Below are 21,645 nucleotides of genomic sequence, written 5' to 3'. Positions count from 1 at the left end.
GAGTGCCGACGGCCCCCGTGACAGCGACAGCAACCGCTCTCTACGGTAGATCGCGGCACGTGAGAGGGTCAACGGAGAGGTCTGCCACCTGGGCGGACCGGCGCGGTACGTTCGCCGGGGTCATCGCACGGCGGCGGACGTCCGGGGAGGAACGGCAGGATGACTGGGACGCTGACCAACTGGGCCGGCAACATCACGTACACGGCCGAGGAACTGCACCGGCCGGCCTCGCTCGACGCGCTGCGCGCGCTGGTCGCGCGGAGCTCCCGGGTGCGGGTGCTGGGCAGCGGCCACTCGTTCAACCGGATCGCCGAGCCGGGCCCCGGCGGCGTCCTGCTGTCGCTGACCGCGCTGGCGCCCGAGATCGACGTCGACACGGCGGACCGTACGGTGCGGGTGTCGGGCGGTGTGCGTTACGCCGAACTCGCCCGCGCGGTGCACGCGAAGGGGTTCGCGCTGCACAACATGGCCTCCCTGCCGCACATCTCGGTGGCCGGCTCGGTCGCCACCGGCACCCACGGCTCCGGGATCGCGAACGGGTCGCTGGCCTCGGCGGTCCGTGAGGTCGAGCTGGTCACCGCGGACGGCTCGACGCTGACGATCGGCCGCGGCGACGACCGCTTCGACGGCGCGGTGACGGCTCTGGGCGCCCTCGGTGTGGTCACCGCCCTCACGCTCGACGTGGAGCCGGACTTCGAGGTGAGCCAGCACGTCTTCACCGAACTCCCGCTGGAGGGGCTGGACTTCGAGACGGTCGCGGCCTCCGCGTACAGCGTGAGTCTGTTCACGGACTGGGGGCGCCCCGGTTTCCGCCAGGTGTGGCTCAAGCGGCGCACCGACCGGCCCCTGGCGGACTTCCCCTGGGCGGAGCCCGCGGCCGAGGCCATGCATCCGGTGCCGGGGATGCCGGCCCGCAACTGCACCGAGCAGTTCGGCGTGCCCGGCCCCTGGCACGAACGACTGCCGCACTTCCGGGCGGAGTTCACCCCCAGCAGCGGCTCCGAGCTGCAGTCCGAGTATCTGCTGGCCCGCACCGACGCCCTGGCCGCCCTGCACGCCCTGGACGCGATCCGCGGGACGATCGCGCCGCTGCTGCAGATCTGCGAGGTGCGGACCGTCGCCGCCGACCGCCAGTGGCTGAGCCCGGCGTACGGACGGGACACCGTGGCGCTGCACTTCACCTGGGTCGACGACACGGAGGCCGTGCTGCCGGTGGTGCGCGGCGTCGAGCGGGCGCTGGAGCCGTTCGCACCGCGCCCGCACTGGGGCAAGGTCTTCGCCGTACCGCCGACGACGTTGCGTGAACGCTATGCCAGGCTGCCCGACTTCCGGGCCCTTGTCGACGGCCTCGACCCGGCCGGCACCTTCACCAACGCCTTCGTGGAGGACCTCCTCCCTCCCCGCTCCTGAAGGACCGGGCAGAGGTCCCGGGAGAACCGCACCGACCGGAATCACGGCTCACGGGCTGACCAAGGAGACGTATGTCCTTCCGCACCTCGCCCTCGCACCCGACCGCCGAACCGTCCGCCATCGACTACGTCGAGGACGTGTCCCCCGGCCACGGCGCCCTGCCGCCGCGCGCACGGTACGCGACCTCGGACGCCATCTCCCTGTCCCTGAACGGGCGTTGGCACTTCCGGCTCTCCCCCACCGCCGACGCGCGCGACGACTCCTTCGCCGCCGAGGGGTACGCGCCGCACGAGGGGCACGACGCCGGCGGCTGGGCCGAGGTCCAGGTCCCGGGGCACTGGGTGCTGCAGGGGCACGGCGCGCCCGTCTACACCAACCACCTCTATCCGTTCCCGGTCGACCCGCCGCACGTGCCGACCGAGAACCCGACCGGCGACCACCTGCGCTTCTTCGACCTGCCGGCCGACTGGCCCGCGGACGGCGGTACGGTGCTGCGCTTCGACGGAGTCGAGTCCTGCGCCCGGGTCTGGCTGAACGGCACCGACCTCGGCGAGTTCAAGGGCTCCCGGCTGCCGCACGAGTTCGCCGTCGGCCATCTGCTGGGGCCGGGGCGCAACGCGCTCGCCGTCCGGGTGCACCAGTGGTCGGCGGGTTCGTACCTGGAGGACCAGGACCAGTGGTGGCTGCCCGGCATCTTCCGTGACGTCACCCTGCTGCACCGCCCCGCGGGCGGCGTGCTCGACTTCTTCGTGCACGCCGCATTCGACCATCGCGAGGGCCTCGGAACCCTGCGCGTCGACTCCGACGTCGACGGGCGGGTTCTCGTGCCCGCCCTGGACGTCGACATCGCGACCGGCGCGGAGGCCACGGTGCCGGTGGCGCCGTGGACCGCCGAGACGCCCCGGCTGTACGACGGCGAACTGGTCACGGAGGGCGAGCGCGTCCCCCTGAGGATCGGCTTCCGCACCGTCGTGCTCGAGGACGGGCAGATCAAGGTCAACGGCCGTGCGGTGCTGTTCAAGGGCGTCAACCGGCACGAGTGGCACCCGGAGAAGGGCCGCGCGCTCGACGCGGAGACGATGCTCGCGGACGTGCTGCTGATGAAGCGGCACAACATCAACGCCGTCCGCACCTCGCACTATCCACCGCACCCCGCCTTCCTCGACCTGTGCGACGAGTACGGCCTGTGGGTCGTCGACGAGTGCGACCTGGAGACGCACGGTTTCACCGAGGAGGGCTGGCGCGGCAACCCCGTCGACGACGACCGCTGGACGCCCGCGCTCCTCGACCGGGCGGCCCGGATGGTCGAGCGCGACAAGAACCACCCTTCCGTCGTCATGTGGTCGCTCGGCAACGAGGCGGGCACCGGACGCGGACTGACGGCGATGGCGCAGTGGATCCGGGGCCGCGACGGCTCTCGCCTCATCCACTACGAGGGGGACGCCACCTGCCGTGACACGGACGTCTATTCGCGCATGTACGCCGACCACGCCGAGGTCGAGCGCATCGGCCGGCACGAGGACGAGGGCGACGCGAAGCGGCGCCGGCTCCCCTTCATCCTCTGCGAGTACGGCCACGCCATGGGCAACGGTCCCGGCGGGCTCGCCGACTACCAGCGCCTGTTCACCGCGTACGACCGCGTCCAGGGCGGGTTCGTCTGGGAGTGGATCGACCACGGCATCAAGGACGAGCGCCACGGGTTCGCGTACGGCGGCGACTTCGGCGAGGAGTTGCACGACGGGAACTTCGTCTGCGACGGGCTGCTCTTCCCGGACCGGACACCGTCCCCGGGGCTCGTCGAGTACAAGAAGGTGATCGAACCCGTCCGCATCGACACCGGTGGAGCCCCCGGCCTCCCCGGGCCGCAACGACTCCCGCACCGGGCAGGGGTGCTGGACCGGGGCCCGGAAGCCGGACCTGCCGACGGCATCGTGCGCGTCACCAACGGGTACGACTTCGCCGACCTCTCCGCACTCGCGTTCACGTGGTCGTACCAGGTGGACGGCGAGACCGTCGGGACGGGCCCCCTCCAGGTGCCCGGGCTGACTCCCGGTGAGTCGGCGGACGTGAAGCTGCCCGCGCCGCCCGTGGACCCCGGGGACGCCGAGGCGCACTGGACGGTCCGGGCGGTCCTCGCCGAGGACACGGCGTGGGCGCCCCGCGGCCACGAGGTCGCCTGGACCCAGCTTCCCTCCGCCGCACCCGCGCCGATACGTCTCGCGCGGCTCGTCGCCCCGGTGGCCCGCGAGGGAGTGATCACCCTGGGACCGGGCACCTTCGACCCCCGCACCGGAGAGCCGCTCACGATCGGCGGCGTCGAGGTCACCGGGCTGCGGCTGGACGTGTGGCGCGCCCCGACCGACAACGACAACGGCGCGCACTGGCAGCCCGACGCCCGCTTCGGTCCGCTCTGGCGCAGGCTGGGCCTGCACCGCATGCGGCACCGCCCGGACGCGGTTGAACCGGGCGACGACGCGTTGACCGTACGGACCAGGGTGGCGCCCGCCGCCCGCGCGATCGGCCTGCGCACGGTGTACCGGTGGACGTCCGACGGCACCCGGCTGCGACTGACCGTGTCCGTGGCACCGGAGGGCGACTGGAAGCTGCCGCTGCCCCGGCTCGGTGTCCGGCTCGGGCTCACCGGCCCGGCGGATCGCGTGACCTGGTTCGGGGGCGGCCCGGGCGAGGGCTACCCCGACACCAAGTCGGCTTCGATGAGCGGCCGTTGGGAGTCGACGGTGGACGCGATGCAGACGCCGTACGTGCGCCCGCAGGAGAACGGCGCCCGGCCCGACGTCCGCTGGGCGGAGGTCGGCGGCCTGCGCGTCGAGGGCGATCCGCGGTTCTGGTTCACCGCGCGCCGCTGGACGAGCGAGCAACTGGACGCGGCCGACCACCTGTCGGACCTCAGGGCCGGCGACACCCTCTGGGTCAGCCTCGACCACGGCCAGCAGGGCATCGGCTCCCAGTCCTGCGGTCCCGGCGTGCTTCCGCCGTACCGACTGGAGGCCGGGCCGGCGGAGTTCTCGTTCACCTTCTCGGACATCCGCTAGACCGGCCGGACCGGCTCGGCCGGCCGGTCGGGTGCTCCCCCGCCCGGCCGGCGGCGCCCGCCCCGGCCACAATTCCGTGGAGCCGGCGCTCCGACGCGCCTACGATCTGCCGTTGGACCGGCCGGGGGAACACCGGCCTGCCGGACCGGGAGACGGCGACCGGTTCACGGACGACGGAGGACGAGAACGATGACCGAGCCCGGGAACGGACCGCGCGCGTACCACCACGAGGTGCGCGGCAGCGGCCCCGTCCTGCTGGTCGTACCGGGCGGGGCCGGGCACCCCATGGGCCTGGGGGGCCTCACGGACCGGCTCTCCGAGCGGTTCACCGTGGTGACGTACGACCCGCTCGGCCTGTCGCGCGCGCCCCTGGACGGCCCGGTCGGCGACCAGCGCGTCGAGGACTGGAGCGACAACGCCCACCGGCTCCTCGGCTCCGTCCTCCCGGACGGAGAGCCGGCGTACGTCTTCGGTACCAGTTCGGGCGGCATCGTCGCCCTCGACCTGCTGGCCCGGCACCCGGAGCGGCTGCGCCGGGTGGTGGCCCACGAACCCCCGAGCGTCACGGTGCTCCCGGACGCGGAGGCCCAGCGCGCGATGGTCGAGGAAGTGGACCGGCTCTGCCGTACGGAGGGCCCCGCGGTGGCGATGGCCCGCCTCGCCGCGGGCCTGGAGAACCGGACCTGGGACGGCGAGGCGAGCGGTCGGAGGGACGCGGGCGCGGAGCCCGCGGAGACGCGTGACGCACCCACACCCGGCTCGCGGACCGCCGGACCCGCGGAGATCCCCGCGGACACCCCGATGGCTGTCTTCCTGGCCCACGTACTGCGCCCGTTCGCCACGCGCAGCCCGGACGTGGACGTGCTCAAGGGGCTGTCCGACCGGTTCGTCCTCGGCGCGGGCCGCACCTCCGAGGGCCAACTCCCGCGTCGTACCGCGGTGTCGCTCGCCGACGCCACGGGGGCCGCGCTGCTCGACTTCCCCGGCGGACATCTCGGCTGCCTGGAACACCCGGTGGAGTTCGCGGACCTCCTCACGGAGGCGCTGGTGGGCCGGGCGACACGCTGAGGCGCCAGCGCCGGTGACCGAGCAGCGCCTGAACCGCCCCTCGGGCGGGGCGTCTTCGGGGTCAGGGATCGAGTCGCCGCGTGCCGAGGGCCTGCACCTCCGCGTAGGACGGGGTGCTGCCCTGCGGAGTTCGGCCGGCCCGGATGTCCAGGGCCGTGTCGAGAGCGGCGCCGAGGGACCGGCGGTACAGCAAGGAGCCGAGGCTCACCCGGCGGACGCCGAGGTCGCCGAGCCGGGCGACGGCCGGGCCGAGCGGTGAGTACAGGATGTTGAGCGGCGCGTCGAACGTCTTCACCAGGTCGGCGATGCGGTCCGGGTCGCCGAGTCCGGGCACGAACACGCCGTCGGCGCCCGCCTGGAGATAGGCGTCGAGGCGGCGGCACGTCTCGGCGTGGTCTCCGTCGCCGAGCCAGTACGTGTCCGTCCGGGCGTTCACGAACAGGTGGGGCACCGCGGCCTTGACCGCCGCGATCTTCGCCGCGTGCAGCGTGGCGGATCCGAGGCCGTCCTCGATGTTGACGCCGACCGCTCCGGCGTCGGCCAGTTCACGCGCCAGCCCGGCCACCTCGTCCGGGTCCCGGCCGAACCCGTCCTCCGCGTCCACCGACAACAGGAGCCGCTCCCCGCCGATTTGCCGGGCGAGCCGGACCGTGAGGTCACGGGTGGCCGCCGCTCCGTCGGGCAGCCCGGCGGCAGCGGCGACACCGAGGCTCGTGGTCCCCACGGCAGTGAACCCCTGACCGGCCAGCGCGAGGGCGGAGGCGTGGTCCCAGGCGTTCGGCAGCAGAAGGGGGGCGTCGGCGTGGTGCAGCGCGGCGAACCTGGCGGCGGCGCCGACCGGGTCCTCACTCGGGGCAGCGGTCATACGGGGACGATAGCGGCGGGAGGGTTCGGCGCCCGCCGAACCGTCCCCGCCGGCCTGTCGGGTGCTCGCGCCGGTCCTAGAGCAGCCCGAGATCCCCCAGTTCCTTGTGCAGGTCCGCACGGGGGTTGTCCGTGGTGGGCGGCTGGGCGATGCGGCGGGCCGGCGTGGCCGGCGTGGCGGGCGGCGCGGGAGTCGTGGTCCGCCGGGGGCGGCGGTCGCGGAAGAGCCAGGCGCCGAGGAGGCCGCCGGCGAGGCCTCCGAGGTGCCCGAGCCAGCTCACGCCCGGGGTTCCCGGGACGGTGACGGTGAGCATGTAGGCGAAGGACGCGGCCATCACGACGCCGATCAGGGTGTCGATCAGGTGGCGGTCGAAGAGGCCGCGGACCACGACGTAGCCGAAGTACCCGAAGATCAGGCCGCTCGCGCCCACCGTGTCCACGCCGCCGCTCTCGAAGAGCCACACCGTGAGGCCGCTCGTCACGGCGACGAGGAGGCTCAGCCCGAGGAAGCGGGCCACTCCGCGGTAGGCGGCGAGGAAGCCGAAGACGAACAGGGGGCCGGAGTTGCTCTCGATGTGAGCCCAACTCCAGTGCAGGAATGGTGCGCTGAGGATGTCGGGCAGGGCGCCCAGGTCTCCGGGGACGACTCCGTGGTCACGGGAGAGGGCGTAGTGGTCGGCGGAGTTGGCCAGTTGCACCAGCCACACGATCGCGAGGAACGCGAACATCACGAAGAACGCCTTCCGCGCCTCGGCGATCATCCGCTCGGGGTCGACCGCTCCCCTGCCCGCCTTCGTGGCTCCGTCCGCTCCACCCATGGCCCGCTCCCCTCCCCCGGCGGAACCCCGTCCGCGTCGGCACTGCCGTCTCCACTCTAGGGAGTTCGGACGAACACGCTCGGGCAGGGGCCACGGGACGGCTCCCGCGTCCCCGGCCCCTCCGGCCCGTCGGAGGACGCCGGTTCACCACCGGCGGAGGCGGTGAACCGGAAGGCCGCCTCGTCGCCCGGTGCCCAGGTCACCGTGAGGTCGTACGCGCCGGATCCCGCGTCCGTGGCCGGCGCCACCCGGACCGACACCAGGTCCGTGAGCGGGCGCGGGTCAGGCTCCGCGGTGAGGCGGACGACGGCGACGAAGAGGGAGGCGTCGGTTCCGATGGTCCCGGCCGCCGCCTCCGGCAGACCGTCCACGGCCGCGCCCGCCCCCGACAGGCCGTGCTCCGAGCGGAGTTCGGAGCGGGCACCGTCTCGCGCCGCCCAGCCCGTGACCTGGACCGATGTCCCTGGGGCCGCGCCCGCGACCAGGTGGGCCCGCACCTCCACGGCGCCCCGTGCGACGACGAGGCCCGCCACGGCGACGCCCTCCGCGACGGTGTGCCGGGACGCCGCCCAGCCCTCGCCGACGCCGAGCGGCTCGATCCCCGTACGGCTCGCGTCGCCGCCGACGATCACGCTGTTGTCGTACGAGGGCGAGGGCGTGGGCTCCGTGACGGTCGAGTAGGCGAGCCGCGTGTAGTACGGGTCGTAGCGGACGTCCTCGCTGCCGTGGTTGTGCAGGCGGACCAGGCCGTCCGAACGCGTCGACTGGATAAGCCAGTTGGCCGGACGCACCGAGGTGAGGGCGTCGGCGCGTTCCGCCGGGCCCGGCTCCTCGCGCGCCGTCCACACCTCGTGGTCGGGGGGCAGCAGCAGGCAGACGAACGCCTTGCTCGCCCAGTACGGGGAGGCGGGGCCGGAGTAGTCCTGCAGGAACGCCTCGTCGGGGCCGCGCCAGCCGCGGGTGAGCAGACCGTCGCCGTCGACCGCGCCCCGGTCGAGGAAGTAGCGCAGGGCGCCTGAGGCGATGCGCCGGGTCGCGCCCGGTGACAGCGGGGTGCGGCCGGTGAGCGCGCCGAGCCACAGCGGGGCGGTGGCCGCGAAGCGGTAGGTCAGGGAGCGGCCCTGGAGCATCGGCGCCCCGTCGCCGCCGAACAGGCGGGAGTGGTCGCCGAGATGGGCCTCCAGACGGCCGGCGTACAGGTCGAGGAGGCGGGGGTCGTCGGCGAGCCAGGCGTGCAGCACCGGGTAGAGGTGCATCGCCCAGCCGTTGTAGTAGTCGAACTTGCGGCCGTGGCCGTCGGTGTACCAGCCGTCGCCGAGGTACCACTGCTCGATGCGCTCCAGGCCGCGGTCGATCACCGCGCGGGAGAGGTCGGGCTCGTAGCCGACGTCCTGGAGGAAGCCGCCGACCGTCACCGGGAACAACTCCCAGTTGTTGGGCCAGGGTTCGGCCTTCAGCGCGTCGCCGAGCCAGGCGGCGGCCCGCTGACGCACGCCGTCGTCCAGCCGGTCCCACAGCTGGGAGCGGGTCAGCCGGAGCGCGAGCGCGATGGACGCGGCCTCCACGAGCGGCTGACTGCGGTGTTCGACACGGGGCCAGACTCCCGCCGTTCCGGCGGCGAGCCCGTCCGCGTACCGCTCCAGGACCTTCTCGTCCCGGCGGAAGCCCGCCAGGAGCAGCGTCCGGGCGTAGCCCTCCAGCCCGTCGGAGAGCCTTCCGGAGGCGCTCGCGCGGTTTCCGGGGAGGTGGTAGAGGGCGCCCCCGTCGGTCGCGTACGGCGCCACGGCGGCGAGCAGGGAGTCGGCGGTCGCCTCCCAGTGGGCGCGCGTACGACCGGTGTACGGGCTCAGGGTGCGGTCCTCGGCGGGCTCGGCGGGCATCAGATGGGTTCCTGTCTCAGGGGGCGTCCGGGCGGGCGTGGCGGTACGGCGTGACGAAACGGTCGGCGGCAGGACGCTACCCCCTTCGAGCAAGCGCTTTCTAGACCCCCTGGGTGGCGTGCCCGGGTCGCCGCCCCGCTCAGGCCCGCCGCCGGGACCACGGCGGCTACGGAGCCGGCCGCTCCACCCGGCGAGCCGTGATCAGCTCGTGCAGGTAGCGCTTGGTGACGCTGCCGCCGTACTCGTTGTCGATCAGGCCGGCGAGACAGGCGAGCAGGCCCTCGCGGGCGGGTGCCGGCAGCGCACGGTGGCCCGAGTAGGTGCGCAGGACGTCGAGGTAGGCCCCGGTCGTGTAGGTGATCTCGCGGGAGAAGCGCCGGATCCTGACCGGCCCGAGCCGGTCGCAGGCGTCGAGTTCGCCGGTGTCGGAGGCGACGTCGCTCTCGTCCGACGCGCGCAGGCCGGGCGGGGTGGCGGGGTCCCAGCGTTCGTAGCATCCCTGGGCCCGGGCGAAGAACTCCTCGGAGCCGCCCGCCACATGGTGGGTGGTGATCAGGGCGAGGGTGCCGCCCGGCGCGAGGGCGGCGGTCATCCTGAGCACGCGCACGGCCGGGTCGATCCAGTGGAAGGCGGTGGCGCAGACCGCCAGTCCGAAGACCGGGCCCGGCGGGGTCCACTCCTCGAACGCGGCGACCTCGACGCGGGCCTCCGGGAACGGCCGCAGGTTGCGCCGGGCCACCGCCGCGAGGGACGGCCCCAGTTCGACCGCGGTGATCCGGCAGCCCGCCCGGGCCAGGGGTACGGTCAGTTGTCCCGTTCCCGGGCCCACCTCCAGGACACGCGTGTCCGGGGTCGGGGCCGCCTCGCCGATCAGGGCGTCGACCAGGACGGACGGGTAGGCGGGACGGGCGCGGTCGTAGAGCTCGGCGTCCTCGTCGAACACGTCTCGCAGCATGCGTCCAGGCTAGGGCGTGCATCCGCGGGGCGGCCGCCGTCGCCCTGTCAGGAGTGAAGCCCCCAGTGCCCCCGGTGGACGACCTCGGCCGTGCCGCGTCGGCGTTCCCCGACGAGAGGGCTCTGCGGGGGAACGTCGTCCGACCGATGGCCGACGGTGATGCCGCCGATCGGCGCGTACTCCTCGGGGATGCCGAACTCGGCGCGGAAGGAGGGAATTTGTTCCGGCATGATCCCGAAGAAGCAGGCGTCCAGCCCCTCGTCGACGGCGGTGAGCAGCATCATCAGTGACGCCATCCCGGTGTCGATGAACCAGTACGGGGCGGGCCAGCGGGCCTCCGCCCGGTCCTCCCAGCCCTTGTCGGGCTCGGCGTAGCGCTCCAGGTAGGCGGCCTTGTGGGCGAGCGGTACGACGACCAGCGGGGCGTCCTGCATCGTCGGCGTCTTCTCCACCCGGGTGGGGACGAAGGGCCAGAACCGGGCGCGGTCGGCCGGTTCGGTCAGGGCCAGGAACGCCCAGCCCTGCGAGAAGCCGGCGGAGGGCGCGCGCAGCGCGGAGGCGAGGACGCGTTCCACGGCCTCCGGGGTCAGGGGCTTGTCGGAGTAGTGCCGGATCATGCGGCGGCGACGGACCACCTCGGAGAATTCCATGCCGGCTGATCCTGCCACCGCCCGCCCGCTCCCGGGCAGGGTGCCGTCCGGCCCTCCCGGCAGGATGCCGTCCGGATCGACTAGCGTCGTGGCATGACCAGCGACACGGCCGGCCGCGCGGCCGGCGACACCCCCCGCACCTTCGCCGAAGCGCTCTCCCGCGGCACGGTCGTGCTCGACGGCGGCATGTCCAACCAGCTGGAGTCCGCCGGGCACGACCTGAGTGACGCGCTGTGGTCGGCACGGCTGCTCGCGGAGCGGCCCGAGGCGGTCGTCGAAGCACATCTCGCCTACTACGAGGCGGGCGCGGACGTGGCGATCACCGCCAGCTACCAGGCGACCTTCGAGGGCTTCGCGCGGCGCGGCATCCCGCACGAGCGGGCGGCCGAACTCCTCGGTCTGAGCGTCGAGTCGGCGCGCGAGGCCGCCCGGCACGCGCACGCCAAGGGTGTCGCGCGACCGCTGTGGGTGGCGGCGTCGGTCGGTCCGTACGGGGCGATGCTCGCCGACGGTTCGGAGTACCGGGGGCGGTACGGGCTGAGCGTCGACGAGCTGGAGCGGTTCCACCGCCCGCGCCTCGAAGTGCTGGCCGCGGCCGGTCCCGACGTGCTGGCCCTGGAGACGGTCCCGGACGCCGACGAGGCGCAGGCCCTGCTGAGGGCGGTACGTGGGCTCGGTGTCCCGGCGTGGCTGTCGTACAGCGTCGCCGGTGACCGGACGCGGGCCGGCCAGCCGCTGGAGGAAGCCTTCGCACCGGCCGCCGAAGCCGACGAGATCGTGGCCGTCGGCATCAACTGCTGCGCGCCCGGGGATGTCGACGCGGCGATCGAGGTCGCGGCCCGTGTGACCGGGAAGCCCGTCGTGGTCTATCCGAACAGCGGCGAGGCCTGGGACGCCGAGGCCCGTACCTGGACCGGCAGTTCGTCGTTCACGGCCGGGCAGGTCGCCGGGTGGGAACGGGCAGGGGCGCGGCTCGTCGGCGGTTGCTGCCGGGTGGGCCCGGAGGCGATCACGGGCATCGCGACAGCCGTACGGGGCGTTTGAGACCGCCCGGCACGGGGTCGCTCACCCCGTCCGGACGACCCTCATGACGAGGCAGGTATCTGCACACCGGACGCCCCGGAGCCGGACCGGCGTCGGACGCCCGGCCCTGCCCCGCACCGGCCCGGCGCGGGCCTGCGGATGGACCCGGCGCGAGACAGCCCGGTCCTGGCCCGGCACGGGCCTGCGCCTGGAGTCGGCGCGGAACCGCCTGGCCTCGGTGTGCGCCGGATGCCGGGTGCACACCGGCACCGGACACCCGGCCCTGCCCCGAACCCGCCCGGTGCGGGCCCGCGCCGGGAGCCCGCGCGGAACCGCCCTGCCTCGGTGGTACGCCGGATGCCTGATGCACGCCGGTTGCCGGACGCCCGGCCCTGCCCCGAACCCGCCCAGCGCGGGCCTGCCGATGAACCCGGCGCGGGCCGCCCGCCCCGGTGGGCGCCGGATGCCGGACGCCCCGGAGTCGGACCGGCGCCGGACGCCCGGCCCTGCTCGCGCAGCTCGCGTGAGGCCGGTACCCCAAGAGATCACTCGACCCCGCTCGGTACTGGGCGGCTCACGTCGCCCGCTCCGGACCACCCGCCGGGTGCTCCCCCGACCGGCCTGCGCCGAGCGGCAGCGGGCGACGCCGCCGGGGGCCGGCCCCGCGCCCCGCTGCGGCCCACTGGTCACCTCGACCGTACGCCGGAACACCGGCGCGGCCCGCGGCGGCCGTCCGGTCACGGCCGCCCGGTGCCGCTGCCGCCCTCCGGGCCGCCCCGCGCGCCCGACCTGCGGAAGCGGCGGACGGCGGACAGAGGTGCCCCTATGCGTGTCGTCGTGCCGAAGGTCCGGCGTACCGGGGCTCCGGGTTCGAGAGGTCCGTCCGCCGGCTCGGCCGTGGACTCGGTGGGACGGGCCGCCTCCTCGTCCCACAGGGCGAGTTCGCGGTCGCGCGGGCCGTGCACGGTGTGCGGGTCGCCGACGCCGAACACCCGGACCGGGTGCGAGCCGTCCCACGCGTCCCACCCCGGATCGCCGTCGACCGCGAACCGCACCCACGCGCCGTGCATGGCGTCCGCCAGCTCCTGCGGGGCTCCCTCGCCCGCGAGCTTCTCCGACTCGGGCACATCGGGGGTGTCGAAGACGAAGCCCAGTTCCAGGGCGTGGCAGGCGCCGAGGTCCGGCACGTTGGACGGCCAGGCGAACTCGTAGACGTACGCCGGAGCCCGCGGGCCGCCCCGGGCGTCCGCGTCGAGGGCCGCGGTGGGGCGGCCGTCGCGGGCGTCGGCGAGGCGGTGCAGCGGGACCCGCAGGATGTGGTCGGTGACCATCTGGCCGACGAGGTCGGCGGTGCCCGCGTCCGGGTGGAGGGCACGGTAGCCGCGGGGGACCTCGTGGCCGCAGTGGCAGCGGGCCATGGCGCCGGCCAGGGCGACCGGGCCGAGTCGGTCCACGCGTTCCAGGAGGCCGCCCGGCACGAGCCACAGCCGGTACTCGTCCCGGGTCCACCCGAGGAGGAGTCCGACATCCGCCGCGACGCCCTCGACGAGGGCCTCCAGCGGGTCGCGGGGGACGAGGTCGCCGTCGACGACGATGCCGAAGGCGGGACCTCCGAGGACGGGGCTGCTGAGCCGGCCCACCTCGGCCTGGGTGCGCAGGAGAAGGTCGCGGTCGACGGCGGCGAACGCCTCGGCCGTCGCCGGGATCTTCAGCCGGGCGGCCATCCTGCGGACCATCCGGCGCACCTTGTCGCGATCGCTCGCCTCGGGCGGGCCGCTCTGCAGGACGGCCCGGTGGAAGAGTCCCTGGGCGCGCGGGCTCGCGAGCAGCGCGCCGATGCTGATGGCGCCCGCGGACTCACCGAAGACGGTCACCCGGCCGGGGTCGCCGCCGAACGCGGTGACGGAGTCCCGCACCCACTCCAGCGCGGCCAGTTGGTCACGCAGCCCGGCGTTGGCGGGGGCGTCCGGGAAGAGGCCGTAACCCTCCACGCCCAGGCGGTAGTTGATGGACACGAAGACGACGCCGTCACGGGCGAACGCGCGCCCGTCGTAGACCGGTACGGCCGAGGAGCCGCGGGTGAGGGCGCCGCCGTGGATCCACACCATGACGGGCAGCCGGGCGGCGGGATCCGGGGCCGGAGTCCACACGTTCAGGTTGAGACAGTCGTCGCCGGGCACGTCGGGGTCGGACAGCAGCCGTCCGAACGCCTCGGAGTACGGCGGTTTCGGCGGCGTGGGACCGAACGCACCCGCGTCCCGCACGCCGTCCCACGGCTCGGGCGGCACGGGCGGAAGGAAGCGGCGGGGGCCGAAGGGCGGAGCCGCGTAGGGGATGCCCCGGAAGACCGCGATCCCGTCCTCGTACCGGCCGCGTACCCTTCCGTGCGGAGTGGCGACCACCGGGTCCTTCGTCTCCGCCGATTCCACCGCGTCCACCGCCATCCGGGACCAGCTCCTCGTCGTCGCGCGTCGTAAGGATCAGAGCATCACATCACGTCCCGGTATTCCTGCGGACGTCCCCATTCGGCCGATATCGCGGTGCGGCCCTGGTCAGCGGGCCGGCACCGGGTCGGTCACGGTTCCCGCCGCGGCCCAGGCGATGCCGCCGAGGAGATGCCGACGGAAGTCCTCGTCGTCGTAGGCCTCCGCGGTGTGTCCGAGGGCGGTGTAGAAGACGCGCCCCGCACCCTGGGTCCGGCACCACGCCAGGGGGTGGTCGTCGCCCATCCCCCCGCCCTCGTAGGAGGTTTCGTCGGCCGAGACCAGGACGCGTACCGAACCGCGGGGCGTGGCCCGGAAGTCGTACCACTCGTCCGTGAACTCCCAGACGGGAGACAGGTGTCGGGTCGCCGGATGTCCGTGGTCCTCGACGACGGCGCGGCCCGACTGGAGGTCCGGGTGCCGGTCGAAGCGGGCGCCGAGCAGTTCTCCGTAGTACGGCCAGTCGTACTCGGTGCAGGCGGCCGCGTGCACCCCGGCGAACCCGCCGCCCCCGTCGACGTAGGCCGCGAGCCGGTCGCGCCCGGGCGGCGTCAGCACGTCGCCGCTGGTCGACAGGAAGACGACCGCCGCGTACGCGTCGAGGGGAGCCTCGAAGGCGGCCGGGTCCTCGGTGGCGTCGACGGCGAACCCGTGCGCCTCCCCGAGAGCCCGCACGGCGGCGATCCCGGCCGGGATGGAGTCGTGCCGGTAGTCGGCCGTACGGGTGTACACGAGGACGCGGAATGTCATGGCCGGAGCCTAGTGGCGGCCCCGGCCGGGGCGCCGGGCCGTCGGACCGGGGGCCGGGTGGCGGCCGGCTACGTCCCACTGGGCCCCGTGGTGTCTCCGTCGCGTCGGCGCTTCCGCCGTCGCTGTCGATGTCGATGTCGCCGTCGGTGTCGGAGCCCTGGCGGCAGCATCCCGCCCCATACCCCGGACGCCCCGCTGTGCGGGTCGCCTGTCGCCGGCACAGCGGGAAGGCACGCGGACCGGCAGCACCCCGCCATGGGCGCCGGCCGGGGCGGGGTGCTGCCGTCACGGGCGCCGGCTGCGCGGGCCCCGCGCCCCGCCGCCTGCCGCCCGCCGCCCGCCGCCTGCCACCCACCGCCGAGTCACGGGCGCGGCCCACACGAGCGCGGTTCTCGCCTCCCGACCACCATCCCCCGACGGACGGACCGTCCCCTGACGAACTCGGACCACCCGCGCCCTGCCGGTGCCGCCCACCGGCGGCCCGGCGTGAGCCGCCCCCGCCCGCCGTGTCCGTTTCCTTCAAGACCCGGGGTCCCCGTTCCACCTAGCGTGGGCGCATGACTCCTCGATTCGATGTGATCGGCCTCGTCGTCTCCGACATGGCCGCCTCTCTCGCCTTCTACCGCCGGCTGGGGCTCGACTTCCCCGCGGGTGCCGAGGCCGAGCCGCACGTCGAGGCCGGGCTGCCCGGCGGACTGCGTCTCGCGCTGGACACGGAGGAGACCGTCCGGTCCTTCCACCCGGGCTGGCGGCCCCCGTCCGGCGGCGGCCGGATGTCGCTCGCCTTCCGCTGCGACGACCCGGCCGAGGTCGACTCGGTGTACGCCGAACTGGTCGACGCCGGCCACCACGGCGAGCTGAAGCCCTGGGACGCCTTCTGGGGCATGCGGTACGCCGTCGTGCACGACCCGGACGGCAACGGCGTGGACCTGTTCGCACCACTGCCCGGCGGCGAGGCACCCGCGCAGTAGTCCGGGCGGCTACCGGAGGCCGACCAGTTCACCCAGCGTCGAGCCCGCCAACTCCCTTACGTCGCGGGCCAGATGGGCCTGGTCCGCGAATCCGGCGCGGAGCGCCGTCTCCGCGAAGGGCACACCGTCCCGGGCCAGTACGAGTGCGCGCTGCAGCCGCAGCACGCGGGCCAGGGTCTTGGGTCCGTAGCCGAAGGCCGTGAGAGAGCGCCGGTGCAACTGACGTGCGCCCAGACCCAGTTCGTCCGCGGTCCGGGCGACAGGACGGCCTTCGTCGAGGGCGGCCACGACCTCCAGGAGCACCGGATCGGGCTGCTCACTGTCGGCGGCCCGGCGCAGGGCGACCTCTTCGAGCGCGGTCACGGGGTCGGCGGCCGTGTCGATCCGCGCGGTGAGGCGGCGCACTTCCGAGGCGGGCCACAGATCGGTCAACTCGACGCGGCGGTCACGGAGTTCGTCCGCCGGGACACCCAGGTAGGTGGGGGCCGTGCCCGGGAAGAAGCGGACGCCCGCCCAGCCGGCGGACGGCACCTCGTCCGGAACGTAGGGGCCGGTGTCGGGGCCGGCAACCAGCAGGCGGCCCTCGGTCCACAGCAGGTCCATGCAGCCGTCGGGCAGAACGGGCGCGAACGGGGCCGCGAACGCTTCGCCGGGTCCGGCACCCCAGGCGTCGGTGCCCGATTCCTCGCGCCCGGTCTCCGGGCCGGGAGCGGGAGCCGGAGGGCCCGGGACGCGGCTCCACACGATCGCGCCCGGCAGCCGGGAGGCCCGTTCCGCGTACATGGCTGCCAGGCTACGCCGCGCCCGTCCGGTGTTCCTGCGGGCTGACGCCGTACACCCGCTTGAAGGCGCTGGAGAGGGCGAAGGCGCTGCCGTAGCCGACGTGGCGGGCGATGGTCTCCAGGGTGTCGTCGCTCTCGCGGAGCCGGTCGGCGGCCAGCGCGAGCCGTCGGCCGGTCAGGTAGGTCATCGGGGGCTCCCCGACGAGTTCGCTGAAGCGCCTGGCCAGGGCGGCGCGGGAGACACCGGCCTTGGCGGCGAGCGTCGCGACCGTCCAGGAATGTGCCGGATCGTCCCGCACGAGCCGCAGGACGCGGCCCACGACAGGATCGGCGAGGGCCCGGTACCAGGCGGGCGTGGCGGCCTCCGGGCGGGAGAACCAGGCCCGCAGAGCGGCGATCATCAGGAGGTCGAGCAGCCGGTCGAGGACGACCTCCTGCCCGGGTTCGTCGCGCACCATCTCGTCCGCGAGGATCGAGGTGAGCGGGCACTCCCACACGTCGGAGGTGAGCGACAGCAGCGGCGGCAGGGCGTCCAGCAGCCGGCCGTCGACCTCGCCGCGCATGAGGTACGTGCCGATGAGCAGCACCGTGGAGCCGTCGAGCCGGTCGCCCCAGGTGCGCACCCCGAGGTCCCAGTGGCCGCTGAGCGAGCGCCCGTCGGGGTAGGAGCACTCGCCGCCCGGCAGGATCACGGCTTGTGTGGGGGTGTCGGGGTCGTCGGCGCAGACGTACGGGTCGGGCCCGCGGGCGATGGCGAGGTCACCGGCCCGCAGCCGGACCCGCTCGCCGCGGTCCGGTACGACCCAGGCGTCGCCGCGCACCACGAGCATGATCGTCAGCGGGGCGCGGTCCTCGACGCGCAGCGACCAGGGCGGGTCGAAGCACGCGCGGATCATGAAGGCGCCCCGCGCGCGGGGACCCTCCAGCAGGCCGGCGAGGGGGTCCCCCCGCGTCAGCGGGTGCGAGCCCGGGCGAGCGTCCATGGCGCCAGCGTAGACGGACCGGGCGAGCCGTGGACGTCCGCTTATGGGAACGAGCCGCTCGACGATGGTTCCGTGCCCGGCGCGGCAGTTGACTCGGAGGCATGACGGAGAACACGCGGAACATCACGGTGTTGGTGACGGGGGCGACGGGGCGGACCGGGAGCCGGGTCGCGGCGTCCGCGCGGGCGGCCGGGCTGACGGTGCGGCCCGGGTCGCGCGCGACGGGCTTCGACTGGGACGAGCCGTCGACGTGGGGCCGGGCGCTCGCGGGCGCCGACGCGGCGTACCTGGCGCATCCCGTCGACGTGGGCTCGCCGGCCGCCGCGGAGGCGGTCGGCGCGCTGGCCCGGGAGGCGGTGCGGCTCGGGGTGCGGCGCCTCGTGCTGCTGTCGTCGCGGGGCGAGGAGCAGGCCGCGCCGACGGAGGAGGCGCTCAGGTCGTCCGGGGCGGACTGGACGGTCGTACGGGCGTCGTGGTTCGCGCAGAACTTCAGCGAGGGTCCGCTGGTGGAGGGGCTGCGCCACGGGGAGCTGGTCTTCCCGGCCGGTGAGGTGCGGGAGCCGTTCGTGGACGTCCGGGACATCGCGGACGTCGTGGTGGCCGTGCTGACCGGGGGCGGGCGGTTCACCGGCCGGGAGGTGGAGGTGACGGGGCCCCGGCTGCTGACGTTCCGGGAGGCGGTCGCGGAGATCTCCGCGGCGACGGGCGGGGCGATGGCGTACACGCCGGTGTCGGCACGGGAGTACGGCGAGGTCCTCGCGGGGTTCGGGGTGCCGGCCGAGGAGGTCGCGTTCCTCGTCGGCCTGTTCGGGAGCCTGCTCGACGGCCGGAACTCCCACCTGTCCGACGGGGTCCGGGAGATCCTCGGGCGGGCGCCGCGGGACTTCACGGAGTTCGCGCGGGAAGCCGCCGCGGACGGGGCGTGGAAGACCTGACGGACGCGGCGGTCAGGGGGTGTCGTGCGGGGGGCGCTCCTCGCCGTCCTTCTCCGGGCGGTGGCCGTGGTGGTGGGTGTTCTTGACGTGGGTGCGCAGGCGGGACGTCACGTCCTCCGGGGGCAGGAAGCGCGACCAGCGTTCCGGGAACTCGGAGGGCATGTCGGGGTCGTCCGGATCGGAGTCGTACGAGCGGGTCGCGGCGACGCGGGCCACGTACTGGGCGGCCTGGGCCTCGCGCATCCGCTCGTTGGCGGCGCGGGCCGCGGCGGTGGCGGCGGCCGGCCAGACCCGGTCGATCGCGGCGTTCACGGCCGCGCCGACGAGGACGGCGAACGCGGACACACCGATCCACAGCAGGACGGCGACCGGCGCGGCGAGGGAGCCGTAGATGGTGGGACCCTCGACGGTGTTGGTGAGGTAGATGCGGAGCAGGAAGCTGCCGAGCACCCACATGGCGAGGGCGACCAGGGCGCCCGGCACGTCCTCCACCCACGGTGAACGGACGGGCACGGACACGTGGTAGAGCGTGGTCAGGAAGACGACCGACAGCACGATGACGACAGGCCAGTACAGGACCTGCACGACGGTGGTCGACCACGGCACGAAGTTCACCACGGCGTCCGGTCCCGCCACCATCAGCGGCAGCGCGACCGAACCGATCAGCAGCGCCACGATGAACAGCAGGAAGGACATGACCCGGGTCTTCACGATCCCGCGGGTGCCGTCGAGGCCGTACATCACGGTGATGGTGTCGATGAAGACGTTCACCGCGCGCGAGCCCGACCACAGGGCGAACAGGAAGCCGAGCGAGATGATGTCGGGCCGGCCGCCCTTCATCACGTCGTGCAGGATCGGCTCGGCGATCTGGTGCACGCCCTTTTCGGTGAGGACCGTGCGGGACGCCTCCAGCAGGTTGGACTCCAGGCTGGCGATGGTGTCGGCGCCCGTCCAGGCGTCCACGTAACCGAGCAGCCCGATCATGCTGAGCAGCAGCGGCGGCACGGAGAGGAGCGTGAAGAAGGCGGCCTCGGCCGCCAGTCCCAGGATCCGGTACTCCATGCACGAGTTGACGGTGTCCTTGAGCAGCAGCCAGGCGGTCCTGCGCTTCGAAACGTTCCGGTACAGCGCGCGTGCGCGGTGGAAGCGGCCCGGGCGGGGCCGTTCAGGTGTTTCTTTTGCCTGGTGCACGTCCTTACCGTATCCGTATGGCAGCCAGCACCCACACCGTGACCAACCAGGCTCCGCCCCTGGTCGGATATGACGTATTCGCCGCCGACCGGGCCCTCACCGAGGCGGTCGACCGGCATCTCGATCCAGGGCTTCTCGACGAGGCCCGTGACGAACTGTCCGCGCTCGGCCGGTCCTCCGGTTCCGCCCAGGTGCAGGAGTGGGGTGCGCTGGCCAACGAGAACCCGCCCAAGCTGCGCACCCACGACCGCTACGGCAACCGGATCGACCAGGTCGACTTCCACCCGGCCTGGCACCGGCTCCTCGGCAAGGGCGTGTCGGCGGGTCTCACCTCCGCCTGGAACCGGCCCGGGGGGCACCTGCGGCGGGCGGCGGGCTTCGTCGTCTGGGCGCAGGCCGAGGCGGGCAACGGCTGTCCGCTGTCGATGACCCACGCGGCCGTTCCCGCGCTGCGCACCGACCCGGCGCTCGCCGCCGAGTGGGAGCCGCGGCTGACGTCCACGATCTACGACCAGGAGCTGCGGCCCGCCTCCCGCAAGTCCGGCGTGATCTTCGGTATGGGCATGACGGAGAAGCAGGGGGGCAGCGACGTACGGGCCAACACGACCGAGGCGCGTCCGCTCGCCGAGGAGGGGACGTACGGCCTGACCGGGCACAAGTGGTTCTGTTCGGCGCCGATGTCGGACGGCTTCCTCGTGCTGGCGCAGGCGCCGGGCGGGCTGACGTGCTTCCTGGTGCCGCGCGTCCTGGAGGACGACACCCGCAACGTCTTCCGTATCCAGCGTCTCAAGGACAAGCTCGGCAACCGTTCCAACGCGTCGAGCGAGGTCGAGTTCGACGGGACCTGGGCCCGCCGGGTGGGCGACGAGGGACGCGGGGTGCGGACCATCATCGAGATGGTCGCGGCGACCCGGCTCGACTGCGTGCTCGGTTCGGCCGCGCTGATGCGGCAGGCCGTCGCGCAGGCGGTCCACCACTGCACGTACCGCGAGGCGTTCGGCGGACGGCTCGTCGACAAGCCGCTGATGCGCAACGTCCTCGCGGACCTGGCGCTGGAGTCGGAGGCGGCCACCACGCTGGCGATGCGGCTGGCCGCGGCGTACGACGACGACAGCGAGCAGGAGCGGGCCTTCCTGCGGCTCGCGGTGCCGGCCGCCAAGTACTGGGTGACCAAGCGGTGTACGCCGGTCGCGGCGGAGGCGCTGGAGTGTCTGGGGGGCAACGGCTACGTCGAGGAGTCGGGCATGCCGAGGCTGTTGCGCGAGTCCCCCCTCAACTCCGTCTGGGAGGGCGCGGGCAACGTGCAGGCGCTGGACGTGCTGCGCGCGCTGCAGCGCGAGCCGGGGGCGCTGGACGCCTATCTGCGGGAGGTGGGACAGGCGCGCGGGGCGGACCACCGGCTGGACGGGGCCATCAAGAACCTGCTGGCCGAACTCGCCGACCTGGACGGTATCGAGGGCCGGGCCCGTCGGCTGGTCGAGCGGATCGCGACGGTGCTGCAGGGTTCGCTGCTCGTCCGGTACGCGCCGCCGGAGGTCGCGGACGCGTTCTGCGCGTCACGGCTGGGCGGGGACTGGGGTTCCGCGTTCGGCACGCTGCCGCACAGTCTGGATCTGGCCACGGTGGTGGAGCGGGCCCGGCCGGTGGCCTGACGGGCTCCCGGCGCGGGGGTGGTGCTGCGCCGACACGGCACCACCCCCGCCTTGGCCCCGTTCAGGAGCTCGGACACCGCTCAGGCGGCGTCGCTGTCAGTTTCAGGGAACCTTGTGACCGTTGGCGAGAGTTGCAGACCGTTGCATTCCTTTGTGCACCTTGTGCGAAGTCCGCGC

General features: G+C 74.0%; 17 protein-coding genes. 7 read left to right on the top strand and 10 right to left on the bottom strand.

The genetic code is table 11. The features are described 5' to 3' along the window. Positions 1-159 precede the first annotated feature (159 nt). From ABZT74_RS05535 to ABZT74_RS05525, 3 genes are all read left to right on the top strand, one after another. A complete protein-coding gene (locus ABZT74_RS05535; protein WP_356433484.1) occupies positions 160-1,410 on the top strand; it encodes an FAD-binding protein in 1,251 nt (416 codons plus the stop codon). 71 nt (positions 1,411-1,481) lie between these two features. Then, a complete protein-coding gene (locus tag ABZT74_RS05530) occupies positions 1,482-4,463 on the top strand; it encodes a glycoside hydrolase family 2 TIM barrel-domain containing protein (RefSeq protein WP_356433483.1) in 2,982 nt (993 codons plus the stop codon). A 189-nt stretch (positions 4,464-4,652) separates the two neighbouring features. Next, complete coding sequence (locus tag ABZT74_RS05525) at positions 4,653-5,531, top strand: alpha/beta hydrolase (protein ID WP_356433482.1); 879 nt, start codon at positions 4,653-4,655, stop codon at positions 5,529-5,531. A 61-nt stretch (positions 5,532-5,592) separates the two neighbouring features. Here ABZT74_RS05525 and ABZT74_RS05520 read toward each other — a convergent pair whose 3' ends face one another. The 5 genes from ABZT74_RS05520 to ABZT74_RS05500 all read right to left on the bottom strand — a co-directional run bounded on the left by ABZT74_RS05520 (position 5,593) and on the right by ABZT74_RS05500 (position 10,698). Continuing rightward, complete coding sequence (locus ABZT74_RS05520; protein WP_356433481.1) at positions 5,593-6,396, bottom strand: isocitrate lyase/phosphoenolpyruvate mutase family protein; 804 nt, start codon at positions 6,394-6,396, stop codon at positions 5,593-5,595. Between the two features lie 76 nt (positions 6,397-6,472). Beyond that, a complete protein-coding gene (locus tag ABZT74_RS05515) occupies positions 6,473-7,213 on the bottom strand; it encodes a rhomboid family intramembrane serine protease (protein ID WP_356433480.1) in 741 nt (246 codons plus the stop codon). A 56-nt stretch (positions 7,214-7,269) separates the two neighbouring features. Continuing rightward, a complete protein-coding gene (locus ABZT74_RS05510) occupies positions 7,270-9,093 on the bottom strand; it encodes a DUF2264 domain-containing protein (protein WP_356433479.1) in 1,824 nt (607 codons plus the stop codon). Between the two features lie 166 nt (positions 9,094-9,259). Next, a complete protein-coding gene (locus tag ABZT74_RS05505; protein WP_356433478.1) occupies positions 9,260-10,048 on the bottom strand; it encodes a class I SAM-dependent methyltransferase in 789 nt (262 codons plus the stop codon). Positions 10,049-10,095: 47 nt separating this feature from the next. Beyond that, complete coding sequence (locus tag ABZT74_RS05500) at positions 10,096-10,698, bottom strand: nitroreductase family protein (protein WP_356433477.1); 603 nt, start codon at positions 10,696-10,698, stop codon at positions 10,096-10,098. A 93-nt stretch (positions 10,699-10,791) separates the two neighbouring features. On the opposite strand from ABZT74_RS05500, the gene mmuM reads away from it, so the two are divergent. Further along, on the top strand, positions 10,792-11,742 hold the full coding sequence (mmuM, locus tag ABZT74_RS05495; protein ID WP_356165240.1) for a homocysteine S-methyltransferase: 951 nt from the start codon (positions 10,792-10,794) through the stop codon (positions 11,740-11,742). 716 nt (positions 11,743-12,458) lie between these two features. On the opposite strand, the gene ABZT74_RS05490 is transcribed toward mmuM, so the two are convergent. After that, complete coding sequence (locus ABZT74_RS05490) at positions 12,459-14,165, bottom strand: carboxylesterase family protein (protein WP_356433476.1); 1,707 nt, start codon at positions 14,163-14,165, stop codon at positions 12,459-12,461. A gap of 108 nt (positions 14,166-14,273) precedes the next feature. Beyond that, a complete protein-coding gene (locus tag ABZT74_RS05485; protein WP_356433475.1) occupies positions 14,274-14,954 on the bottom strand; it encodes a ThuA domain-containing protein in 681 nt (226 codons plus the stop codon). 557 nt (positions 14,955-15,511) lie between these two features. Here ABZT74_RS05485 and ABZT74_RS05480 point away from each other — a divergent pair. After that, complete coding sequence (locus tag ABZT74_RS05480) at positions 15,512-15,925, top strand: VOC family protein (RefSeq protein WP_355869225.1); 414 nt, start codon at positions 15,512-15,514, stop codon at positions 15,923-15,925. A 9-nt stretch (positions 15,926-15,934) separates the two neighbouring features. Here ABZT74_RS05480 and ABZT74_RS05475 read toward each other — a convergent pair whose 3' ends face one another. Both ABZT74_RS05475 and ABZT74_RS05470 read right to left on the bottom strand, forming a co-directional pair. Further along, positions 15,935-16,708: a helix-turn-helix transcriptional regulator gene (locus ABZT74_RS05475; protein WP_356433474.1), complete on the bottom strand. Its 774-nt coding sequence runs from the start codon at positions 16,706-16,708 to the stop codon at positions 15,935-15,937. 10 nt (positions 16,709-16,718) lie between these two features. Further along, the gene (locus ABZT74_RS05470; protein WP_356165225.1) at positions 16,719-17,690 is read right to left on the bottom strand and encodes an AraC family transcriptional regulator; all 972 of its coding nucleotides are present in this window, start codon (positions 17,688-17,690) and stop codon (positions 16,719-16,721) included. 101 nt (positions 17,691-17,791) lie between these two features. Between ABZT74_RS05470 and ABZT74_RS05465 the strand changes: the two genes are divergently transcribed. Then, positions 17,792-18,625 carry an NAD(P)H-binding protein gene (locus ABZT74_RS05465; protein ID WP_356433473.1) on the top strand — a complete coding sequence of 278 codons (834 nt, stop codon included), beginning with the start codon at positions 17,792-17,794 and terminating at the stop codon, positions 18,623-18,625. Positions 18,626-18,637: 12 nt separating this feature from the next. On the opposite strand, the gene ABZT74_RS05460 is transcribed toward ABZT74_RS05465, so the two are convergent. Continuing rightward, positions 18,638-19,816, bottom strand: a complete 1,179-nt coding sequence (locus ABZT74_RS05460) for a YihY/virulence factor BrkB family protein (protein WP_356165222.1) — start codon at positions 19,814-19,816, stop codon at positions 18,638-18,640. A 17-nt stretch (positions 19,817-19,833) separates the two neighbouring features. Here ABZT74_RS05460 and ABZT74_RS05455 point away from each other — a divergent pair, with 17 nt between their 5' ends. Further along, positions 19,834-21,468: an acyl-CoA dehydrogenase family protein gene (locus tag ABZT74_RS05455; RefSeq protein WP_164375017.1), complete on the top strand. Its 1,635-nt coding sequence runs from the start codon at positions 19,834-19,836 to the stop codon at positions 21,466-21,468. The last annotated feature ends 177 nt before the right edge of the window (positions 21,469-21,645 follow it).

It is taken from the genome of Streptomyces sp. NPDC005302 (genome assembly GCF_040607345.1).
Lineage (GTDB): Bacteria > Actinomycetota > Actinomycetes > Streptomycetales > Streptomycetaceae > Streptomyces.
Note: the sequence above shows the minus strand (reverse complement) of the source record. Positions and strands in the feature narration are given on the sequence as shown.